This is a genomic window from Paenibacillus spiritus (assembly GCF_008710135.1).
In the GTDB taxonomy this organism is placed as follows: Bacteria; Bacillota; Bacilli; order Paenibacillales; family Paenibacillaceae; genus Paenibacillus_AQ; species Paenibacillus_AQ glufosinatiresistens.
Genome location: NZ_VYKK01000035.1, coordinates 1 through 21,914, shown reverse-complemented (window position 1 = coordinate 21,914; position 21,914 = coordinate 1). Strand labels below are relative to the sequence as shown.

The following is a 21,914-nucleotide window of genomic DNA, read 5'->3' as shown; positions in this document are numbered from 1 at the left end:
GTGGTCCCTCTCAGCTTAGAAATATCTACTTTTGGGACAGCCTCATGGATGTAGAATTGAATGGCGGAGAGGATGGGATTCGAACCCATGTGGAGTTGCCCCCTAACGGTTTTCAAGACCGCCCCTAGCTGTAAAAACCCGCAATCCCTTATGCTGATTGACTTCATGGCACTTTATTGTTGAACCGCTACAGCGGTCTAAGTTAAAACGTTGATTTCGGTACGTGACCGTTGGATAGCTTCATATTAATATGTCCGTAGGTATGAGTCAACCTGTAAAGAAAGCACCCTTATACTTTGTCGTAAACAATATCTAGATATAGAAACTCAAATCTAAAACCTTTCAGCATCAATAGGGATGTTTAAAATCACAAAGAATCCCATAAATCACCGATTGAGTTTCTCCGTTTCTCTTCAAGCAATCTTTCAATTTGAAAACCTGAGGATTTCGCTTTTTCATGAAGATTGCCGTATTCTTTTATTATGCCTGTAAGATGGACGGGAAAATCCCCTATGTGCCTTAACTTTATTTCATTCTTTTTTCCACTTTGATCTATAACAAAATCAAATTTATAACTTTCATCTCTATAACCAGACTCTACTCCGATTTTTATTATATTATGATTTTTAAATAATAATCCGAGCCTTCCAAATAGATACGTTGCCTCTTCTGAAAGAATATGCGGTATTCTTTTATCCTGATATTCGGAGTATCCATATGTATTCTCCTTTATATGCCACCATAAGTTATCTTTGTCAAAATGCAAATCCACAAACTCACAAGCACTTCCCGCTAACTTTTCAACTTCGTTTTTTAGTTCTTGAAGTTCTGAATCTGTCAATTGACCCGCTGTATCTGGATTATTAACAATCAACTTTCTTGCATATGATCTGTACCATTGTTCTGTGAAATCAGATAAGGCTTTCTTAAATTTTAACCTTGATTGTTCCATCGCCATCTTAATTTCAGTAACTTCTCGACGCTTTTCCTCAATAAGCAAATCGTAATCTTTTTTTTGCAATTTATTTCAATCCCCTCATTATTTACTTAGAAACGCAAAACACATGTTCCTATTATATCATAAATCATTCCTGTTTTACGAAATCCCCCCAATCAGTTGCTTTTTTTCATCTATTCCAATCTACTTCAATAAACCCTTCATTTTTTATCCTTAGTCAAAAAGAAAAAGAGTGACACGCATTGTGCCACTTCTTCCCCATAAATACTTTTTACATCGTCAAGACAACTTCTCTTTGCCACTCCCATCCGTTTTAACCTTAAAGTATCCTTCAGAGCTTAAATAATATATCCAGTTACCGAATAAATGTGGTTCATTAATGGTATTATCATCCTCAATTACTTCCGTCTTGGATGAACCATCATCTTTGATTTTGTAGATAGTGTCGCCAGTCTTATAGTAAATCCAATTCCCCCCAACATCAAACCAAGAAGCATAATCGTCCATCAAAAGTCCCTTATCAGAACCATCAGTTCTAACTTTATATATTGACCGAAGGCTTTTATCGTTAGAGTAGTAGACCCAATCTCCACTGACAACGATATCCTCCGCCACATCATCCAAAATTTCTGTTAACTCTGAACCATCTGTTTTGACTTTATATATTGAACCTCCTTCTTCTACATTACTGAAGAATAAAGTATCTCCTGAAATGGCAAGACTCTCACTTTCCTGTCCTAATACAATGATTTCATCTGTCGGCAAAGCTTCTTCCTTCATTGGTCTTTGTATAAGACTGTACTGTTTATTATCCTTCTTAGAAATATAGGTATACAGCTTAGTATCAATTTTTATTTCCTGATCTTTATTTAGTTCGGTTTTCTTAATCATGCCATTTTCTTCACTAATATAGTAAAGCCAATTTTTATTAACAATTACTTCCTTCGCTTCAACAGGTGAGATGTAAGTATAATTGCTTCCTACTGTGTCATATTTAACAACTCCTGCTCCAGTTGTTTCATAAATCCAATCCTCATTAGCACCAGCATTGCACCCGCTCAATAAAGTCGCAACAGAAAGCGTTAAAAACAACTTTTTCATTTTTAAACCATAATCTTCCTCTCAGATAGTATTCTTGAACATAATATCGCTTATGTACGAATTTTTCAAAAATATATTCTAATCCTTACCTCTGTTTCAAATCCCACTCCTATCCTACGCTTGTTTTATGAAAGGATGTGGAGTTGTGGCATCGGAATTTCTCAGTCTCGTAGGTGAACGAATACGCACTATTCGCAAAGAAAAAAACTACACACAAGAGTTTTTGGCAGAAAAGGCGAACATTCATTATACATATATCAGTGACATTGAGCGTGGCGAGCGCAATATCTCTTTGGAGACATTGGAGAAGGTAGTACAAGCACTAGAGATTTCTCCTGTCGAAGTATTTCTGTTCGAAGAACGTGGGGGATTGGCAGAACGCAACGATAAGAAGGCTTTGATCTCTGCTCTCGACACTTTACTCTCTAGCCGCAAATTAGAAGAAGTAGAGCTTATAGTGAAAATGGCGAGAGACATTACTGCTACATATGATTCTCTTTCAAAAGAATAGTTAAAAAGGCACATAAAGTGGTATTAACCAGTTTACGTGCCTTTTTTGTTTAATCGTTTTTCTCTATGACTCAACTGACTCGTTTGCGTTCTTCCCGCACCATCCTCTTTACCAAATACCCATACAGGAGCGCTCCCATACCATTGTTCAGCCTTGAACAGCTCAATCATCACCAGGCTACTAACCCACCCTACAGTGCTTCAAAACACGCTTCAGCAGCCTCTCACACGACTCCGTAAAATTCGGATTTCACGAACCTACAAATTCGTGAGTTACAAAATTCAAGAATCCTCAATAATGTAAAATTCACTTATAAATTCTTCTAAAAATTCAGATCTATCCAGTGGTTTTTCCAAACTTGCAAATTGCAATTCCATCAATCCATTAAGTTTCAATTCACATGAAACACATTCAAATGATATTGGAGTAAACTCCAAACGTTCAATCATTGAATTTCTGTAGTTACCCTGCATATCATCATCAATCACCTCTTCTTGAAGTATATCTGTTTCTCCAGTAAGAATAGCTTTTGATTGACAAATAGGACAAGGAGTTACAAACCTATTCCAATCCGTGTTGGAAACGGCTATTTCAATATTACTCAACATTGTTTTTTTAGATTTTTCTTTAGCTTCTTTAATTTTCTTTTCAAAGGAATTTCCACTTTCTTGTTCGAAGTCTTTTAAAAATTGATATTCGAAACGGCTTCTACCAGAATTGTCGATATCGAATTCAAAATACTTCTTTTCATTTAAAAAGCGATGTAGTTTTATAGCTGTAAATACAATCCGCTCTAATTGGTGTTTATTATACTTAGGAAGGTAAGCATGGACACTATTGTTTCTGATATCTGAGATGTTGCTTAAAAAAGTATCAAAAAGAGCTTTTTGTTCAGGGAATATTTTATAAAATCGTGAGACCGCTTCATTGAATTCTATACTTTTAGGTTTTTTAAAAGTGGAAAGTTCGTTTACAAAATTGTAAGTTGTCGTAACTTTATCGGGATAAGTTAGAGCCATAGCCAATTCATCAGAAAGACCAGAGTATATAAAAATGAATGTCTCTTTTGCAATTACTGCCTTTAACATAAGCTCAATTGAAATACACAAATTCCCTACAATCACTTGAACATTATGTCTCTTATGCGAACCATCTTCTAATTCTTTTGTATAATTCCTATATAGGTCGATTCCAGCTTTATAATAATCATCCGCTCCATTCCTTATACCTTCTTGTATCTCAACAATTACATTATTGAGTTTTTCACTATAACCCAACTCTGGATTTTGATGTTTATGTAACAAAGAAATCAACTCCAACTTACTCTATTTTCGATATTACTACTTACCCATAACCTTCTTCACATACTTCTCAGCCCTGTAATCCTTACGCACCTCGTGCAGCACATCGCTATTCGCTTCTGACCAAGACTCCAGTATCATCCTTGGCTCTCCTTCAATGATGTCACGTGCTGCGCCAGTGTCGCCACTCCTGAACGCCTCAATGACTTTCATCAAGTCAGTTCGATCTAGCAATTTCACATGGTTGATACCAGCCAGCGTTTCGCAAGGCTCCGTAAACTTAGCTGTAGCGATCACAATGGCTCTCTTAGCTTTGTAGTACCGCATACATGAGAAGACCTCCTGCACAGCACTGATACCCACAGGATTGTCAACGCGATACCGCTTCGCTTGCACAACATTCCTGACACCTTCACGATCAGTGAAAACCACATCTGCTCCGAAATCGCGACTCCCTACAGTCTTGTAGACTCCAGAATAGCCAAGCTCCATGAACAGTCTGTAAAGGTACATTTCGAATCCTGAGCCATCCTCCATTTTGTCTATTTCAGCAATGGTAATAGCTTTTAAATCGTAATTCCCTTCAGTAAAGACCACTGTCTTCTTTTGTTTACGTTGGAAACTCACAACCAACAGACCAAGTGCAATAATCCCTACAACTATTGATACAGATAAAACATAGATCATTAGGGCTACCTCCAGTATCGACTAGTAAAATCTTACCACATCCCGCTTGGAAATAAATCAATTTTATGGGTTTCTGACATATAAGAAGAGACAGCAAAATGTAGCTGCCTACCCTAACCTTTCTTTATCAATAGAAACGTATACATTGGCTTGGTTCGCTGTTATACACACTACTATCCATACACACAAAAATCTGATTCTTGCCAAAACAACTAACACACAAGCTCATGCTGCTACTGCTTCCTTCACACCTTCATCTATTGCAACAAATTTAACGTATATGTCTCCTAATTCATCAATGTTCAATTTCAAGTGGCTTTTCGCTTCTTTTGGTGTCTTTGGCTTATGCACATAACTCAAAATCACATCATTCGTTACTACGCTGACTGGAATGCCCATGTCTACAACCATTGGGTCATTCAGAATCCTGTTCCTACCTATTATAAATATCGAATAGTCCTCCGTGACACGCCTGATACCTTTGCTCAGATTGCCCTGCATCATATTTCGAGTTACTCCTAATTGCATGACTTCATCAATACGTGCTATGGAATTCACCACACTAGGGCATTCAAACACAGTTGCCGTAGAGTCTGTTTTGGTAGCGACTACAGCAATGCATGGAGTGGAGAACCTCTCTACCGCTCTATCTGACGTGTTCTGGCTGTAAGGAACTGCTTCAACGTTGTCCTTGGTATACCCCATATCATGGTTTTTTCTTCCAATTGTTGGTCTGTAGTCCAATCTCATATTCCGCTCATTATAAAACTGGTATTGTGCAATCCAGTCTTTCATGAAACCATGATCTGCAATCAGTGCTTTAGTCATAATATGACGATCTTTAAATTCATGGGACTTTCGGAAATACGTTGGCTTACTTTTGTCTTTCGTTCGCCCAATGGAATTCCGACTTGATTTAACTAACAATATTACTGCCTTCAACTTTTCAATCTCACTATTCAACCCTGATAAAGTCGCTCTCAAATCCTTTGATTCTAGAATCTCGCTACAAAACACATCATCCTTTTTGCACCATCCTGCTCCTTTGAACTTTTTCATCCTACGTTTCTCCTGTAAAGCCTTTCTACTTTCCATCTTGTTTCTCATTTTTAATCTACCTTTCATGGTGTTTATTCTCTGTATACTCAAAATATTTATATTTACGCTTTTATGTAAGCGTTTACAATAATGCGTATAGAAACCCCTTTCGCATTTCTATTATACCAGACTCCAACCCTATTATTCAACAATAAATTACTATTGAGTTAATATATGGTTTTTGAAGAGTGCTATAAAAATAGCATTTATTTATGAGACAATTTTTTTCTTCCTAATTAATTTGCACATTAAATACAAAAAGAACCCACGTAAAGGTCGTGGATTCATCTTTGCATTTAATTATATTTACTGCTTATCCGTGAGTGCTTGCCGACTTTATCAGTCAGACAAACACATTCACGGATAACCCTCTTATTTACTAGTTATTATAGATTGCTTTTTGACGAAAATTTCAATTCAACACTTTTTGTGCTTGTTTTCTTCCTCCAAGAAAAAACTATCTTGAATTTCTTTTTGTCCTTCAATAGCTTCAAGAAGAACAATAAAACACCAATAATCGCAAGCAATGAAGAGCTGATTCCATATTCTAACATAATAAACATTCCTCCTAATTGTCAAATGATACCTAACGACTAAGAGGGATTATCCACTTGCGATTATAGCACTATGAAGAAATTGACACAAGCAATTATACATTACATTATTATCTATAATAGAACGACCTGTCGCGGTAGAACAGTACATGGGATATTGTGGGAATTTTTTAGCGTTTCTGATCTAAACACACCCCCTCACCATGAAAAAGAGCATCCTATAGATGCCCTCCTGTTCAACCACTATTCGACTTTACTCAGTTTATCTTTACGAATATTCAATTCCCTGTACAACGTTGCCTTCTTCACACCAGTCATTGTTTCAATATCAGCAATAGAATGTTCATGACTATCATAAAGCTTCAAAGCACGTTCAATCTTTTTCGAATCAGTCTTAGGTCGCCCTCCCTTTCTCCCCCTTGCTCTAGAAGCCGCTAATCCTGCTTTGGTACGCTCCACAATCATCTCTCGTTCTAGTTCTGCAATGACCCCTATCATCTTGAACATGGCTCTTCCTGTAGGTGTAGTAGTATCCAATCCATCACAGACGCTCACCAATTCAACTCCCAGCTTCACCAACTGCTCATAAACCTCAATCAGCTTCTTTGTCGAACGTGCTAAGCGATCAAGCTTGTAGACAACAAATACGTCCCCCTCCCGTAATGCATCAAGAGCCTTTTGTAATTCCACTCGATCATCTTTTGCTCCACTAGCTTTCTCAGTGTATATACGTTCACATCCAGCGTTGTTTAAAGAATCCATTTGCAAATCTAAAGACTGATCTGCCGTTGATACTCTCGCATAGCCTATCCTCATATTAATCCCCCCGTAATATCTATGTATTTCCTCCATTGTATCATTAATAAGTACGTTTTTACAACATAGATTTAGGAACGAGTAAAGGAACTGGTTTCACTCCTTTTCGGGCTTCTCATATTGCGTTTTTCATTCGTATGAAATACGAAGGTTTTTGAGACTATTGTTACATAGAAGCAATCAGCGTCAACAGTACAAAAAGTGAGGTTATACGTTGACTAAGAAAGGCTACTATAGGAAACTTATGTAAAGTCACGTAAGAACAACAATTTTCAAAAGTCAACTTTGCTTTAAGGAGGTTCGTATGTCAAACGATTATGTGCTTACGATTGTAAATAAATATCGCGTCCCAACCACTATTGATTTTCCGACTCAAATTACTGTGATAAATCCATTAAAACAACTTATTTCCCAATGGGCAGGGAACTGCCTAAGTGACATATATTTATCAGGTTCTAGAGCTAAAGGCACTGCAATTACGCTCTCTTCAGACCTTGACCTTTTCATTTCGTTGAAATCGAGTACAAGCAACTCTTTAAAGGAGTTATATGATTCTCTTTATAATCATATTAATCATGCAGGATACAAAGCCAGAAAACAAAATGTTTCTATTGGTATTAATTTTGCTGGAAAACAAGTCGATTTGGTTCCAGCGAAAAAGAGACTCGGAAATACAAATTACCATAGTCTCTACATCAGTAAACGAAACACTTGGACTCAAACTAACGTAATTGAACACATCAATAAAGTGCAGAACTCAGATAGATTATCAGAGATTATATTATTGAAGATTTGGCGTAAGCTCCACAAAATAGAGTTTCCATCTATCTACTTAGAATTAACAGTTATCGAAGCACTAAAAGGCAGAAATAAAAACAATCCTGCTAACAACTTTCTATTAGTATTAGAGTATCTAGGAAGTCATTTTTTAGAGAAAAAGGTCATTGACCCTGCCAATTCAAGCAATATCATTTCAGAAGACTTATTTAGGTATGAGAAAGAGGCTATTCAGAATAAAGCATGAGAAAGTCGCGCTCAAGGGTACTGGAAAGACATCATTTGGTAGGAGTGGTATTGTGACTAATAAAGTGAACATGAAAGAACTATTCCTTGAGATGCAACAAGCGATGATTGCGGAGCTGCGTCTCATACGGAACAATGTTAAACACGCTCCAACAAAGGGAGATGCAGTTGAGTTAAGCTGGATTGAGTTTCTCGGAACTTATTTACCGAACCGCTACTGTGTAGATAATGCCTTCATTGTAGACAATACAGGAACAATTAGCGATCAAATTGATCTGGTTATTTACGATCAGCAATACTCTCCATTTGTTTTTTGCCATGCTGGTGTTAAGTACATACCTGCTGAAAGCGTTTATGCAATCTTTGAAGTAAAACAAACATTGAACAAGCAGCACATCGTTTATGCAGCTGATAAGGCAGAGTCCGTTCGTTCTCTCAAGCGAACTTCAGTGCCTATCGTTCATGCTGGAGGAACATATCCACCAAGACCAATTTTCGAAATTGTGGCTGGTATAATCACCACTTCCTCTGACTGGACTCCAGCGTTGGGAAAACCATTTCAAGAAGCTACTGATGCATTGTCGCCATTGCAACGTCTCAATATCGGTTGTGCCTTGGATAGTGGTTCATTCCTTTTCAAACAGGATGGCTCTTTTGAGACTAGCTCAGGTGAAGAAGCGTTGATTTTCTTCTTCATAAAGTTGTTTACTCTGCTACAGAATCTCGGAACTGTCCCTGCCATGGATATAGATTTGTATAGTCAGGCACTTGACTCTATCTGACATGTTAATTGAGATTGTTTCTATTTACTACAGATACATAATACACTTTTTAAAAAGCACATTCTAAGCTATTTCCCTCCTTATGATAATGCAAAGGAGCCTATCGCTAGGCTCCTCCATGCCGTTCAGTCGATACTACTACGTGTATCTCATATCAGTGAAATCTGAATCCAGCTCATTGACTCGTGCAGTCAACCTTGACATGTCAGATTCCACAAGCATGATCACCCTCTCCACTTGCTCCAGCCTCTGCCCAAATTGTTCTTCACATCCTACTGAACCAATACTGTCTCCAAGCCTTTCTACCAATTGTGCCAGCCTATGCTCTAACCGTTTATTGCTTTCACTTTGCTCCCTTATAAACTCCTGGAACTCCTACTATAAACCCTTGATATCCTAGCTTATATCTCGTCACCTTTCATCTTTGGGGTTTAAGTTTGCAATATGATTAAAAGAATTTCGTAAGAAGTTGTCTGTCGCTCACTGTAACCGATTCGCGTAATCCTCAGCCAGCTTTTGATTTTTTTCAATTTCAGCTTCATCTACCTTTAGCAGCTTCGCTACGATTGAACTGATGGCATTATCAGCCCTATTCAACACACTCTATCGCTAGGTAACAGGCGGCGCGGTGCAGAACACTATATTGACCCCAAACCCACTCTTGATGAATAGGTTGGCTACACAGCCTGCCAACTATATAAGTAATTCTATACAGTTTTCAACGCTTCAGCTTTTTAAGATTGAAATCTTATTAAATAAATTTAATACAGTTTCCAACTTTTATAAGCTTGCTTCGCAAGTTAAAGATTACGCTTCGCTTGATTGTCGCTAACGCTCTTGGTCGCTTCGCTCCTTCATCTCGCTGACGCTCGATCTTCTCCATTGTTTCACTCCAATTTCGCAGCAACTTGCCATCTGCTCCATTAAGATAAGAACGGCGGTGGCAAGATGGGAAGACGCGTTAGCGTCCTGAGCGAAGCGGGTTCACTCAACCTGCGAAGCAGGGGGAGGAGGGTTAAAAGCCTTTCTTTCAGAGTTTTTATGAAAGAAGATTTGAATCCCATTTGACAAAGTCAAACTGAACCATCAAACTCATAGTCTGATGATCTCTTTATTCAGAATCTTGAAATCCACGTCAATATAAGATGATAACTCTGGCAAATCTGCTTTGAAGTATCTGGATAATTTCCCTTTTGCAATTCCTGCTGCTTCTTCAATTAAGGACTTCGTGTAACTACCAGGACTTTTACCTAAAACAATATTCAGAATACTCAATGTTTTATTTTCTTTTTCTTGTCTCATACTCTCAAGTCTTGCTCTGTTTTTTTACTTTTAATGTCTAAGTCGATTGGTTCTCTCACCTGAACATTGGGGAGATGTTTAACAACCTTATTAAACACATCACTATCATTGTTTACTATGAAAAACTGTGCCTTAGGATGATGATTACGTTGAATACGCTTGATTGCTTGATATATTTCTCCCACTACATGCCCTTTTCGAATCTTTTCTAGATCTTTGTTTTTAAACTGCTGTACTCCTTCTTTTTTCACTACTTCCCTTCCAATTTTCCAGTTTATCTTACCAGTGTATTGCCACATATTTAAGATATACGTATCCATTGGCAATAAAGGAGTTCCAATAATCCAACATTGATTGAAATCTTTCCAATCATTCTTCCCAATCAAATTGCCAAACCAGTTTACTGCATAGGACTCATTGTTATACTTTTTCTCTTCATCCTCTGAACCAAGAAAAACAGAATTAATGCCCTCTTTGTAAAGCCTATTCACAAATGAAGCAACACGTTTATTATCATCCATGACAAAGCGCTTTTGCATCACAATAAGTGTTTTATCATCTGGCTTATGTTCATCTTTTATCAAATTTATGATCTTGGAGAAATACTCTTCTTCCAACTTAACTATACTTGTTTTACTTGTATTGAATTGTAAATGTTGTATTTCGCAATTGTCATGGTAGATAATTTTGGTCTGACGTTTTGATTCGAATCCATCAGACAACTGATTTGAATAAAGCGCATCAATTTCCCCATTAGCATCTAATATTATATTGTTCTTTAGGGTAAGGAACTTATGATGTTCTAATATGGAAGAAATCTTGTCTCCATTAAACAAGCATTTTCTCCCATATAAATTCTCTAGGGCTTTAAGGATTTTGTAGGCATCACTTCTGTCATTCAGCTTTAGATTTGCATTTTTATCAACTAGATTCCGCATTTCCGAAAGCAGTAATTCTTTATTCTTTAACTTGGGGCTACATATGAGAATTTCATTGTTAAACCTCACCTTTCCATCTATATTAGTTCTACTCTTTTGGGAGCGCATCTCCTGAAACAGCGGAAATGTTATTTCATATAACAACGGTGGCGCAGGTTTTGGGAGGTGCTTTTGCAACTTGTCATATTGACGTTCATCAAATGAATAAATCGGAAACTCAACCTTCTCGTCAATTATTAAAGTATGCCTTCCTTCCATCAGTGCTTGTCTCTCCTCTTCGTCAGTACACATACTGATATAACGTGAATGAGTAATAATAAGCACTTTAAATTGTTTTAGTTGTTCTTTTCTAAATCTCCACTTTGCTCCATCTGTCCAGTTTTCCGCCGTTATCCCTAATACATCATTTCTGAAAAGACCACCTGAACTGATAGTCTCTTCACTCTGCAATACATCCTTCTTAAACTTTTTAACCAGAAGAAATCGACGTTCATTCTCAGGTAACCCTGTACAACGTGCGTTTAAAATCTCTTGTTGTAGCACCTCGTCTGTTATGCGGCTTTTCCCAAATCCAGCTTCGTGATTAAACACATGGATTTTGTCCTCACCAGATTCACGATTGAGTATAAAATCCTTTAGTATGTCAGCCTTCTTCCGATATTCTTCTTTGAATTCTTCCTGTGACAAAGGTTCCTTCATAGTTAACTTTTTCGTCATGTCACTTTCGCACAGCTCCTTATCGTATTTTCACGCTTGTCCTTGTAGAGAGGGCAGTCACCCTCCCAACGCAGACACAGTTATTATCTTTCTTTACCGCGCTCTTCTCTTGATATGCGTATCGCCTCGTCTACAGACGTGCCAGCATTCTTTGGCGGCTTGCCAAGCCCCTGTCTCAGGAGGAGATACACATGTCCACACTCAGCGCACTCCCATCCATTGTGGAAACCTAAATCAGGGTCTTCTCGCTCACTCTCTACAAAGCTATCACTGCCACAGGAGCAATGCACAGGAGGTACAGATACATAATGTATTGGGATTGGTTCATCACGAATAATGAAAGGTTTCATGATCTCCTTGCCGCCAATATAAACGTAAGGTAATGGCTCGATTCCAATGATTCCTGATCTACAAACATCAATAACGCATGTATGGGCAGTTTCCTTTGAAATAGGAGTATCCTTATCAAAGACAATGAGTATCTCCTGATCTGTTTCTGTGATTTGTGCATTGTGCATTGGAAACTCCACTTCACCCACTTTGGGCAACTGTATATCAATCAGGGGTTCATCATCATGCTTGTTGATAATTCTGACTCCCAACATATTGTCCGCAGCATCGTAAAGAAGGAAACAAATTACGTCTGAGCGTGACTTTTTCTTCTCGTATTTATGTTTGCTACTGTTTTTGAGGTAGATGTACATCATTGAATCTTCAGATATGGTAATTTGCATTTTTACCTATCCCTCCAGTTCTTTCAAATGCTTTACTTCAGGCGACCAATTTCACGTTCCAGTTCTTTCAACCGCTCCCAACAGGTATTAATATCCTGTACGTGGGTTGCCAGAAGCTGTTCAAGCCTTCTTACTCGCGCTGGTAGGGCAAAGTGGGAGGTGTCCTCAATCCCCTCACTCTGAATGATTATCAACTGCTCCTTTACTTCTTCAAGTTCAGCAGCCAGCTTGTCTAGAGAAGACGTGGTATTTGTCAGCTCGATTAAATTCATTTTCACATCTAAGAATCGTACATTCATATTTATCAGAAGGATTATTCGCCCCTTTCTGGGTGATTATCAATATCTTTAAAAAGGTATTGATAATCCCTATTTTATTGTTGACTTTAAGCGTCATTGAGCATACAATTACTACACAGGGTAATAATTATAATGCCACATTTATAGCTTCATGATGAAAAAACATAAAAATACGTGAACCAACTATACATCACTCTTCCTGATAAGGTCAAGAGCTTTTTCCATGCTCCTTTTTGGTGTTGAATGATTACTTCAAATGCACACTCAATCTCAGTCTCCAAACTCAGTCTCCAAAGCCGCTCCTTATACGTTGTAACGTTCTCTCCTTGCTCCACTAACATTCCCTTGCCCAAGAGAATTCAAAGGCTCCCTGCCACATAAGAATCGCCCTCAACCCCATATGCATGCTATTTACCATTCTGCAATCCCTTCGCAGATCAAAAAGTTGTAGCACACTAAGTCATGGCTTTCTGCGGAAGCAGAATACGCTGATACAAGTAAAATGACAAAGAGTAATCCGCCCACCCTGAGAAAGTGACGGATTACTCTTTGTGGTTTTACTCCTGAAAGACATGAACAAAAAGAAATAATACGCCCACCCTCCGCAAGTAACGTATTACTCTTTGTGTCCAAAAACAAGGGATAACAAGAAAAAGAATAGCACAAAATCTCTATAATGCAAGTTTTTTCAAAATAAAAATGTACACTTCTCCACAGCCATTCCACATGATGTAAACGCCGCTGTATCCTCCAAGGGCAGATTTACCTGTACTGGCTCTAGGGAGGGCATCCAGCATTAATGAAATCGCTCTGAGAGCGAGCAGGGTTGAAGAAGCTCTTGTTGGATTAATTCCCAGTGTCAAGGGTTATTGATTCCCTATGCTGATTAATCATCCTCCCACGTTTGAATTTTTCCATAATTAAACTGCCCTCTATATTGTAAAGCTTGTCGTTAATGTCTAAAGCCAAATCATAGAGTATCAACATCTTCTGATCTGTATCAGCATTATCCTGACTGAACTGTATAACCATATCAATAACGTTATTGTATATTTCACGCTTTAGTGTAAGCTCATTTATCTGTTTACATAGCTTTTGGAAACTTTCTTGTAGCGTTTCCTCTAACACAGGTGTAGCATCAGTAGTCATATACCCATTCCCCTTCAGCATTAATACATAATAATTACTCAATCCCCTCTATTCATACTGTTCACGAACATCAGCGACATCCTGGTTAACATAGCGGTTGACCATTTCCATTGAGGAATGCCCCAGTAAACGCCGTAAGGAAAATGGGTCACCTGTTGCCTTAATATAACGAGTTGCAAATGTGTGGCGGAATGTGTGGGGGCTAATACGAACCCCAGTAATCTTTGCCTTCTTCCCGATAAAACTAATACATCTGGTTGCCCAATTCTTATCTAAAGGCTGACCATACTCATTAAGAAATAAGTTTGGAGCTTGCCCATTCATCTCATGCCAAACAAGATAAATAGCCAATAGCTCTTGTGTCCTTGCTCCAAAATACACTGTTCTTGCTTTTCTAGTCTTAGCTGACTCAGCACGAACAGATGCGGAACGATTCTGTAAATCAACCTCTTCTGCAAAAATTCTCATACACTCCCCAATGCGTACCCCTGTATCAAGCAGAAATGACATCAATAATGCATCACGTAGTCCCAAGAAGGTTGTCAATTCACAACAATTGAAAAGCTTCCGTTCTTGTGCTTTTGAGATCACTTGGAAGTCTTCCTCAGGCACCTTCAATAACTCTACATTATCGAAAGGGGATTCCTTTATAATTCCTTCAGTAATAGCCCAATTGAACATTGCCTTAACTGTACGCAACCTGATATTTATTGTTGAAGGTTTCAACTTCTGAATCGTCAACATTGATGAAATCCATACACGAATGACATCACGGTTAGGTACAAAGTTATCCAGACCGCTGTACTCCGATGCCAAAAACGCCGAAACCAGTTCATATGCTTCCTGTAGTCTTCCAAGGTGCGTTCTGCTGCTCCTGCCGCTTGCCGTGCGGCATAGTAGCGGTTGAACAGCTTACTCAACGTCAGAGTCTCTTGTGGGGCTTTAACTGCGCCTTGCTGTGTCGATTGGGACGTTTCCAAGACCGCAGGAGTCAGGCGGTCTAATAACCGTTGTGGTAAGTCTAAAGTATTCTTTCTTTGTCCCCGTTTATGGGCTGTTTTTCCTGTGTTCACATTCATATTGAGTACCTCCCGTTAGATTTTCCACTAACGGTCACGAACACAAAAAAACGCACCAGACCGCTGTTCAACAGTCTAGTGCGTTTCAATCATAATCACCGCAAAGCCTTATGCGGCGTACATTTGTATTGGAATGGCGGAGAGGATGGGATTCGAACCCATGTGGAGTTGCCCCCTAACGGTTTTCAAGACCGCCCCGTTATGACCGCTTCGGTACCTCTCCTTGGTGCATTCGTCTGTTCAGACATGCACTAGAAATTGTACCATACGCTCCCTCTGCCGCGCAACACTTTACTTGGCTGTCTTCGGGCGGATAACGTCGACATTGGCCATGTACGGACGCAGGCGCTCCGGAATCACGACGCTGCCGTCTTCCTGCTGGTAGTTCTCCAGAATGGCGGCAACCGTCCGGCCTACCGCAAGGGCAGAGCCGTTCAGGGTATGCACGAATTCCGGCTTGGCCTTCGGCTCTTTGCGGAACCGGATATTGGCCCGCCGCGCTTGGAAGTCCTCCGTATTGGAGCAGGACGAAATCTCGCGATACATGCCGCTCTCCGGCAGCCACACCTCCAGATCGTACGTCTTGGCGGCAGTGAAGCCCATATCGCCGGTACAGAGCGACAGCACGCGGTACGGCAGTTCCAGAAGCTGCAGAACGCGTTCGGCGTCCGCCGTCATTTTCTCCAACTCTTCATAAGACTTCTCTGGCGTTGTGACCTTCACCAGCTCTACCTTGTTGAACTGATGCTGCCGGATCAGCCCGCGGGTGTCGCGTCCCGCCGAGCCTGCTTCCGAACGGAAGCAGGAGCTGTAGGCCACATGATATTTCGGCAGCTCGGAGGCATCCAGAATTTCTTCGCGGTAGTAGTTCGTTACCGGCACTTCCGCTGTCGGGATCAGATAATATTCGGTATCGCGCAGCTTGAAGAGGTCCTCCTCGAACTTCGGAAGCTGCCCCGTGCCGAACAGGCTGTCCTTGTTGACGATGTAAGGCGGCAGCATTTCCTCGTAGCCGTGCTCTCCGCTGTGCAGATCCATCATGAAGTTGATGAGCGCACGCTCCAGCCGGGCTCCCAGACCTTTGTAGAACGTGAACCGGGAACCCGTCACTTTGGCCGCTGCTTCAAAATCGAGAATATCGAGGCCCTGGGCAACCTCCCAGTGCGATTTCGGCGTGAAGCCGAACTCCCGCGGCTGCGACCAGCGGCGGACTTCCACATTCTCCTCTTCCGACTTGCCGACCGGAACCGACTCATGCGGAATGTTCGGGATACTCGAGGTCAGTTCCAGCGTCTTGACTTCCAGCTCGCGCACTTCGTCGTCCAGTTCCTTGATCCGGTCCGATACGGTACGCATCTCCAGAATCAGGTCTTCGGCGGGTTCGCCGTTCTTCTTGCGCTTGGCTACCTCGCCCGAGACGGTGTTCCGCCGGCTCTTGAGGCTCTCCGTCTCCTGCAGCAGGTCCCGACGGCGCCGGTCCAGCTCCGGAAAGCCGGCAATCATATCGAGCGATTTCCCCCGGTTCTGGAGCGCCTGCTCCACCCGCGCGAAATCGCCGCGCAATACTTTAACATCCAACACTACAAATTCCTCCCTGAAAACAGCCCAGACTCTTTCAAGCGGTCTGTAAAGGCCGTATGAAAGAGTCGAGGTTGTTTCTATTATGCAATTACCGCAGATGTGTCCCAGACAGCGGTCAGACGATCGACCCTGCCGGGCGGCTGCTCTCCACCATATCGGCAAAATACTGATGCAGCCGGTAATCGTCCGTCAGCTCGGGGTGATAGGAGGCCGCCAGCAGATGCCCCTGCCGGGCGGTCACAATCTCATCCCGGTAGGTGGAGAGCACTTCCACCTCCGGGCCGACTTCGCTGATCAGCGGGGCGCGAATAAAGACGGCGCGAACCGGTTCGTCAATTCCCTTGACCTCAAGGTCGCATTCAAAGCTTTCCCGTTGACGGCCGAACGCATTCCGCGACACCGTCATGTCCATCAGCTCCAGATGTGCCGGCTCGCCGCCGTCGATCCGCTTCGCCATCACGATCAGACCGGCGCAGGTGCCAAAGACGGGTCTTCCCTGGGCTGCGTAATCGCGAATCGCCTCAATGAAGCCGTACTTGCGCATCAGCTTACCGATGGTCGTGCTCTCCCCGCCCGGAATAATGAGACCGTCTACAGTCTGCAGCTCTTCTACGCGCTTGATGGGCATGCTCTCCGCACCCGCGCGTCCCAGGCTGACTCTATGTTCCTCCACAGCGCCCTGAAGCGCCAGAACTCCTATCTTCATGCCGCTACCTTCTCTCTTCTTACCAGCCGCGTGTCGACATCCGTTCGGCCGGGGTCAGGGTCGCGATATCGATCCCTTTCATTGCCGTTCCGAGATTCTTGGAGACTTCGGCAATCAGGCGGTAATCGGTATAATGTGTGGTGGCTTCAACGATGGCGCGGGCGAACTTCTCCGGGTTGTCCGATTTGAAGATTCCCGAGCCGACGAACACGCCGTCCGCTCCCAGATGCATCATCAGCGCTGCATCCGCCGGTGTTGCTACACCGCCTGCCGCGAAGTTCACCACCGGCAGCTTGCCAAGGGTGTGCACTTCCAGCAGCAGTTCGTAGGAGACGCCCAGGTTCTTGGCTTCGGCGTACAGCTCGTCCTTCGAGAGACTCTGCACCTTGCGGATTTGGCTGTTGATGAGACGCATATGGCGAACGGCTTCCACGATATTGCCGGTTCCGGGTTCGCCCTTCGTACGAATCATCGATGCGCCTTCGCCAATGCGGCGCAGCGCTTCGCCCAGGTCCTTGGCTCCGCAGACAAAAGGTACCGTGAAGTCGTTCTTGTCGATATGGAACACTTCATCGGCCGGTGTCAGTACTTCGCTCTCGTCCAGGTAATCGACGCCCAGCGACTCCAGCACCTTCGCTTCTACATAATGGCCGATACGAGCCTTGGCCATGACCGGAATGCTGACCACTTTGATGACTTCTTCGACAATAGTCGGATCGGCCATCCGGGCAACACCGCCGGCGGCGCGAATATCGGAAGGCACGCGTTCCAGGGCCATGACGGCAACTGCGCCGGCAGCCTCGGCAATCTTAGCTTGCTCGGCGTTCATGACATCCATAATGACGCCGCCTTTTTGCATTTCAGCCATTCCTCTTTTAACTCTCGAAGTTCCCGTTTCCATCGTTCCAGCCTCCCGATTAATCGATCTAAATCTAACTTTTTATTTTACCGCAGAACGGTCAAATATACAACGAATTTACTCGGAATTCTAGAACAGGTTTTTGATGCCTTTGAACAAGTCGCGGAACAAATCCCCGATGGCGCGCATCAACAATTTGAACCACCCCGCCTTCTCTGCCTCTTCCGAAGTAATCAGATTTACTGTCGTCTGCTGGGGTTGCATGCCGTTTATCGTATAGACATACGTCACCTTGCCGACTTTGGTCCCCTGGGCGATCGGCGCTACCAGCTTGGAGTTCTCGTCCAGCTTCACTGTAGTCGCAATGGCAGGCGCATTCGTACCCTTGGGTACCATGAATGTGGCTCCTGCGTCTGTTACAACGCCCACCTTGCTCTTCTTGCCCTTATCGACAGCAACCGTCTCATGTCCGGCAATGACAGCCTTCGGAGCGGCCACCTGCTGCACCTCAAAGTTATTGAACCCGAAGTCCAATACCTTCTTCGTCTCTGTGAAGCGGTGCGCTTCCGAATCGGCGCCCATGACGACGCTGATCAGTCGCATGCCGTCCCGAACGGCGGTACCGGTGAAGCAGTTGCCGGCACTGGAGGTGTGTCCGGTCTTCAGACCGTCCAGACCCTCATAGGCGTAGGCTTTGAAGTTCGGAATATTCTTGTTCGATTCCAGCATCCAGTTGTAGTTAATCATCGGAGCCGTATCGCGTTCCCGGAATTTATAGGACTGAATAGTTGTAAATTGGCTGAAGTCTGGATGCTCGGTTACGATATGCTGAGCGAGGATCGCTGCATCCTTGGCGGACATCACCGTCTCCTTATCGGTCTGAGGCCGGAATTTCTCGGGCATATCGGCCCGGCTGAGCCCGGTCGAGTTAATGAAATACGCGGTCTTCATTCCCATCTTCTGCGCGGTCTGGTTCATTAAGCTGACGAACTCCTGCTCGCTGCCCGACATGAACTCCGCCAGTGCCACCGTCGCATCGTTGGCCGAGCCGACGGCCATCGCTATGTACAATTCCTTCACCGTGTGAATATCGCCCGCCGCCAAAAAAATCCGCGAACCAATCTGCTTCGACGCATTCTCCCCTACCGTCACCTGCGTATCCCAACCGAATTGCCCGTTCTTCACGGCATCCGCCACCAGATATTCGGTCATCATCTTCGTCATGCTTGCCGGAGGAAGCGGCTTGTCGGCGTTGAGGGAGAGCAGCACCTGCCCCGTCGTCGGCTCCATCAGAATGGCCGATTGCAGATTAAGATTGAGCGACTCTACCGTCGGCAGCTTGACCGTCTGCTTCGCAGCGGGTGCAGCCACAGCTGCGGGCTGGGCGCTGGGGGCCGGAGAGCTGGCGGAAGCCATTACCGGAACGACCGAGAATAATAGCATATTGATAAGCAAACCCGTGGTTGCCGTCTTTTTAACGAGATTCCTTCTCTTCGTCTTGTCGTGCTTCTTGAGTTTCAATGCCTTTACGCTCCTTTATGGTACTGATCCATTGCTTGTTCTATTCTATCACAGGGGTATGTTCAAAAAAAGACGGACAGGATCAATTCGTCCTGTCCGCCTGCTTGCTGCCTCGCCGATTTTCCGATGCCACCGACTTCGTACCTATTTATTAGAGGGAATAATTGGGCGCTTCCTTCGTAATCTGCACATCATGCGGGTGACTCTCGCGCAGACCGGCACCCGTAATCCGGATGAACGATGTGTCATTGCGGAGTTCTTCGAGCGACTTGGTACCGCAATAGCCCATGCCGGAGCGAAGACCGCCGATCAACTGGTGAACCGTATCGGAGAGCGGCCCCTTAAAAGCAACCCGACCCTCGATGCCTTCCGGAACCAGCTTCTTGTCGTCGTCCTGGAAATACCGGTCCTTGCTGCCCTGCTTCATGGCACTCATGCTGCCCATTCCGCGGTATACCTTGAATTTACGTCCCTGATAGATCTCCGACTCGCCGGGGCTCTCTTCCGTACCTGCGAACAGGCTGCCCAGCATAACGGCATGGGCGCCCGCTGCAATCGCTTTGGTTATTTCACCCGAATATTTAATCCCGCCGTCGGCGATGATTGGAATTCCGTACTCGCGGGCCACAGCCGCACAATCGTAGATGGCCGTTACCTGCGGTACACCTATCCCGGCAATAACGCGGGTTGTACAGATCGAGCCCGGACCGATACCGACCTTCACCACAGAAGCGCCGGCTTCGATCAGATCGCGCGTGGCTTCGCCCGTGGCGACATTGCCCGCAATGATGGTCAGCTCCGGATACAGCTCACGCAGCTTCCGGACGGCATCCAGAATATTGATATGATGGCCATGCGCCGAATCGACCGTAATCAGATCGACGCCTGCCTTGACCAGCGCTTCGGCGCGATCGAACGTATCCTTGGAAATCCCGATGGCTGCGCCAACCAGCAGGCGGCCCTGTGCGTCCTTCGCTCCGTTCGGGAACTGAATGGCCTTCTCGATATCCTTAATGGTAATGAGCCCCTTGAGGATATTGTTCTCGTCCACCAGCGGCAGCTTCTCAATTTTATGCTTCTGCAGCACGACTTCCGCTTCTTGAAGCGTCGTCCCCACCGGAGCGGTAACCAGATTGTCGCGTGTCATGACATCGCTGATCGGAACATTGAAGTCATGAATGAAGCGCATATCCCGGTTGGTAATAATCCCGACCAGCTTGTTCTCTTCGTCCACAATTGGAACACCCGAAATCCGGTATTTGCCCATCAGACGATCGGCGTCTGTAACTTTGTGTGAGGGATTCAGGTAAAAAGGATTGGTAATGACGCCGCTCTCGGACCGTTTTACCCGGTCTACTTCCTCCGCCTGCTGTTCGATCGACATATTCTTATGAATAATGCCGATGCCGCCTTCACGTGCCATGGCAATCGCCATTGCCGCTTCAGTAACGGTGTCCATGCCCGCACTGATCAGCGGAATATTGAGCTTCACATTCTTGCTGAGCTGGGTCGAAACATCGACCTCTTTCGGCAGCACCACCGATTTACGCGGCACCAGCAGCACATCGTCAAACGTCAGACCTTCCTTGCCAAACTTGTCCTCCCACACCTGGGTCATTCCTCCTTCAAATGGTTCAACTGTCGGGCCTGCAAACTCTGCCAAAATGAAGAATCTTCAAGTTCAGTCCTTCTCGGATGGACAGTCCTTTCGGCTGCAGCAGTCCGGTCAGACTGCGGCTCCATCCCGAATTGAAAATGCCGGTCCCCAAAATTTATTATTGCCATCTTAGCAAAGGCCCCCTACCCTGTCAAGAAATTAACACGGACCTCTCCAGGGTCACCTTATCCTGCGTGGCGGAAGCAAATCCATACACATTTGTCTGCTTATGGAGGACACCGCAACGGAAAGGGCACCCTTATTATTTCCTCTTCTACAACAAAAAACCACCGCCGAAAGATCGGCAGTGGTTATCTGTGCTTGGCGGCGTCCTACTCTCCCAGGACCCTTCGGTCCAAGTACCATCGGCGCTGGAGGGCTTAACGGTCGTGTTCGGGATGGGTACGCGTGGAACCCCTCCGCCATCGCCACCAAACGTGATTTTTGCGCTGCTTTGCTTCCGCGCTTGGCTTCAGCAAAATATCCATCCTTAATAGGACATGCAGCTTAAAATCGTTCAGGGTTTGCTCCCTGAAAACCG

Annotated in this window: 21 protein-coding genes, 1 tRNA gene and 1 rRNA gene; 3 read left to right on the top strand and 20 right to left on the bottom strand. The window is 43.8% G+C overall.

Going from position 1 to position 21,914, the window contains the following annotated elements; all coding sequences use genetic code 11:
- Positions 1–367 precede the first annotated feature (367 nt).
- Both F4V43_RS18685 and F4V43_RS18680 read right to left on the bottom strand, forming a co-directional pair.
- Positions 368–1,021, bottom strand: a complete 654-nt coding sequence (locus F4V43_RS18685; protein ID WP_150459785.1) for a hypothetical protein — start codon at positions 1,019–1,021, stop codon at positions 368–370.
- 216 nt (positions 1,022–1,237) lie between these two features.
- The gene (locus F4V43_RS18680; protein ID WP_150459784.1) at positions 1,238–2,059 is read right to left on the bottom strand and encodes a DUF5050 domain-containing protein; all 822 of its coding nucleotides are present in this window, start codon (positions 2,057–2,059) and stop codon (positions 1,238–1,240) included.
- A 145-nt stretch (positions 2,060–2,204) separates the two neighbouring features.
- Between F4V43_RS18680 and F4V43_RS18675 the strand changes: the two genes are divergently transcribed.
- Positions 2,205–2,570, top strand: coding sequence for a helix-turn-helix domain-containing protein (locus F4V43_RS18675; RefSeq protein ID WP_223879966.1), 366 nt, complete (start codon positions 2,205–2,207; stop codon positions 2,568–2,570).
- Positions 2,571–2,851: 281 nt separating this feature from the next.
- Here the strand turns inward: F4V43_RS18675 and F4V43_RS18670 are convergent, their stop codons facing one another.
- The 4 genes from F4V43_RS18670 to F4V43_RS18655 form a co-directional block, all read right to left on the bottom strand.
- Positions 2,852–3,874, bottom strand: a complete 1,023-nt coding sequence (locus F4V43_RS18670) for a hypothetical protein (RefSeq protein WP_150459782.1) — start codon at positions 3,872–3,874, stop codon at positions 2,852–2,854.
- A gap of 36 nt (positions 3,875–3,910) precedes the next feature.
- Positions 3,911–4,558 carry a restriction endonuclease gene (locus tag F4V43_RS18665; protein WP_150459781.1) on the bottom strand — a complete coding sequence of 216 codons (648 nt, stop codon included), beginning with the start codon at positions 4,556–4,558 and terminating at the stop codon, positions 3,911–3,913.
- 225 nt (positions 4,559–4,783) lie between these two features.
- The gene (locus tag F4V43_RS18660) at positions 4,784–5,617 is read right to left on the bottom strand and encodes a hypothetical protein (protein WP_150459780.1); all 834 of its coding nucleotides are present in this window, start codon (positions 5,615–5,617) and stop codon (positions 4,784–4,786) included.
- Positions 5,618–6,453: 836 nt separating this feature from the next.
- Entirely contained in the window at positions 6,454–7,026 is a 573-nt protein-coding gene (locus tag F4V43_RS18655) for a recombinase family protein (RefSeq protein ID WP_150459779.1), read from the bottom strand.
- Positions 7,027–7,330: 304 nt separating this feature from the next.
- On the opposite strand from F4V43_RS18655, the gene F4V43_RS18650 reads away from it, so the two are divergent.
- Positions 7,331–8,050, top strand: coding sequence for an SMODS domain-containing nucleotidyltransferase (locus tag F4V43_RS18650; protein ID WP_150459778.1), 720 nt, complete (start codon positions 7,331–7,333; stop codon positions 8,048–8,050).
- Positions 8,051–8,102: 52 nt separating this feature from the next.
- Positions 8,103–8,831, top strand: a complete 729-nt coding sequence (locus F4V43_RS18645) for a DUF6602 domain-containing protein (RefSeq protein ID WP_150459777.1) — start codon at positions 8,103–8,105, stop codon at positions 8,829–8,831.
- 1,092 nt (positions 8,832–9,923) lie between these two features.
- Here the strand turns inward: F4V43_RS18645 and F4V43_RS18640 are convergent.
- The 14 genes from F4V43_RS18640 to rrf form a co-directional block, all read right to left on the bottom strand.
- Positions 9,924–10,133, bottom strand: a complete 210-nt coding sequence (locus F4V43_RS18640) for a hypothetical protein (protein ID WP_150459776.1) — start codon at positions 10,131–10,133, stop codon at positions 9,924–9,926.
- On the bottom strand, positions 10,130–11,788 hold the full coding sequence (locus tag F4V43_RS18635) for a hypothetical protein (RefSeq protein ID WP_150459775.1): 1,659 nt from the start codon (positions 11,786–11,788) through the stop codon (positions 10,130–10,132). Before F4V43_RS18635 ends, F4V43_RS18640 begins: the two co-directional genes overlap by 4 nt.
- A gap of 83 nt (positions 11,789–11,871) precedes the next feature.
- Positions 11,872–12,522: a hypothetical protein gene (locus tag F4V43_RS18630; protein ID WP_150459774.1), complete on the bottom strand. Its 651-nt coding sequence runs from the start codon at positions 12,520–12,522 to the stop codon at positions 11,872–11,874.
- Between the two features lie 32 nt (positions 12,523–12,554).
- Positions 12,555–12,794 (bottom strand): hypothetical protein, encoded by a 240-nt coding sequence (locus F4V43_RS18625; RefSeq protein ID WP_150459773.1) that lies wholly within the window; start codon positions 12,792–12,794, stop codon positions 12,555–12,557.
- An 873-nt stretch (positions 12,795–13,667) separates the two neighbouring features.
- Positions 13,668–13,970 (bottom strand): hypothetical protein, encoded by a 303-nt coding sequence (locus tag F4V43_RS18620; protein ID WP_150459772.1) that lies wholly within the window; start codon positions 13,968–13,970, stop codon positions 13,668–13,670.
- 48 nt (positions 13,971–14,018) lie between these two features.
- A complete protein-coding gene (locus F4V43_RS18615) occupies positions 14,019–14,714 on the bottom strand; it encodes a tyrosine-type recombinase/integrase (RefSeq protein ID WP_150459771.1) in 696 nt (231 codons plus the stop codon).
- A complete protein-coding gene (locus F4V43_RS18610; protein WP_150459770.1) occupies positions 14,708–15,049 on the bottom strand; it encodes a hypothetical protein in 342 nt (113 codons plus the stop codon). Before F4V43_RS18610 ends, F4V43_RS18615 begins: the two co-directional genes overlap by 7 nt.
- A gap of 134 nt (positions 15,050–15,183) precedes the next feature.
- Positions 15,184–15,272 (bottom strand) — tRNA-Ser (locus F4V43_RS18605).
- Between the two features lie 68 nt (positions 15,273–15,340).
- Positions 15,341–16,630, bottom strand: a complete 1,290-nt coding sequence (serS, locus tag F4V43_RS18600; protein WP_150459769.1) for a serine--tRNA ligase — start codon at positions 16,628–16,630, stop codon at positions 15,341–15,343.
- Positions 16,631–16,745: 115 nt separating this feature from the next.
- Complete coding sequence (pdxT, locus tag F4V43_RS18595; RefSeq protein WP_150459768.1) at positions 16,746–17,336, bottom strand: pyridoxal 5'-phosphate synthase glutaminase subunit PdxT; 591 nt, start codon at positions 17,334–17,336, stop codon at positions 16,746–16,748.
- A gap of 19 nt (positions 17,337–17,355) precedes the next feature.
- Positions 17,356–18,237 carry a pyridoxal 5'-phosphate synthase lyase subunit PdxS gene (gene pdxS / locus F4V43_RS18590; RefSeq protein ID WP_150459767.1) on the bottom strand — a complete coding sequence of 294 codons (882 nt, stop codon included), beginning with the start codon at positions 18,235–18,237 and terminating at the stop codon, positions 17,356–17,358.
- Positions 18,238–18,324: 87 nt separating this feature from the next.
- Entirely contained in the window at positions 18,325–19,716 is a 1,392-nt protein-coding gene (locus F4V43_RS18585) for a D-alanyl-D-alanine carboxypeptidase family protein (protein WP_223879965.1), read from the bottom strand.
- 151 nt (positions 19,717–19,867) lie between these two features.
- On the bottom strand, positions 19,868–21,325 hold the full coding sequence (gene guaB, locus F4V43_RS18580; protein WP_150459786.1) for an IMP dehydrogenase: 1,458 nt from the start codon (positions 21,323–21,325) through the stop codon (positions 19,868–19,870).
- 367 nt (positions 21,326–21,692) lie between these two features.
- Positions 21,693–21,809: ribosomal RNA gene (gene rrf, locus F4V43_RS18575) — 5S ribosomal RNA — on the bottom strand.
- Positions 21,810–21,914 lie beyond the last annotated feature (105 nt).

Coding starts and splice junctions, on each gene's coding strand:
- F4V43_RS18680 (WP_150459784.1), bottom strand. CDS start 2,059: ATGAAAAAGTTGTTTTTAACGCTTTCTGTTGCGACTTTATTGAGCGGG.
- F4V43_RS18665 (WP_150459781.1), bottom strand. CDS start 4,558: ATGATCTATGTTTTATCTGTATCAATAGTTGTAGGGATTATTGCACTT.
- F4V43_RS18660 (WP_150459780.1), bottom strand. CDS start 5,617: ATGAAAAAGTTCAAAGGAGCAGGATGGTGCAAAAAGGATGATGTGTTT.
- F4V43_RS18655 (WP_150459779.1), bottom strand. CDS start 7,026: ATGAGGATAGGCTATGCGAGAGTATCAACGGCAGATCAGTCTTTAGAT.
- F4V43_RS18650 (WP_150459778.1), top strand. CDS start 7,331: ATGTCAAACGATTATGTGCTTACGATTGTAAATAAATATCGCGTCCCA.
- F4V43_RS18640 (WP_150459776.1), bottom strand. CDS start 10,133: ATGAGACAAGAAAAAGAAAATAAAACATTGAGTATTCTGAATATTGTT.
- F4V43_RS18635 (WP_150459775.1), bottom strand. CDS start 11,788: ATGACGAAAAAGTTAACTATGAAGGAACCTTTGTCACAGGAAGAATTC.
- F4V43_RS18630 (WP_150459774.1), bottom strand. CDS start 12,522: ATGCAAATTACCATATCTGAAGATTCAATGATGTACATCTACCTCAAA.
- F4V43_RS18625 (WP_150459773.1), bottom strand. CDS start 12,794: ATGAATTTAATCGAGCTGACAAATACCACGTCTTCTCTAGACAAGCTG.
- F4V43_RS18620 (WP_150459772.1), bottom strand. CDS start 13,970: ATGACTACTGATGCTACACCTGTGTTAGAGGAAACGCTACAAGAAAGT.
- F4V43_RS18615 (WP_150459771.1), bottom strand. CDS start 14,714: ATGTTGACGATTCAGAAGTTGAAACCTTCAACAATAAATATCAGGTTG.
- F4V43_RS18610 (WP_150459770.1), bottom strand. CDS start 15,049: ATGAATGTGAACACAGGAAAAACAGCCCATAAACGGGGACAAAGAAAG.
- pdxT (WP_150459768.1), bottom strand. CDS start 17,336: ATGAAGATAGGAGTTCTGGCGCTTCAGGGCGCTGTGGAGGAACATAGA.
- pdxS (WP_150459767.1), bottom strand. CDS start 18,237: ATGGAAACGGGAACTTCGAGAGTTAAAAGAGGAATGGCTGAAATGCAA.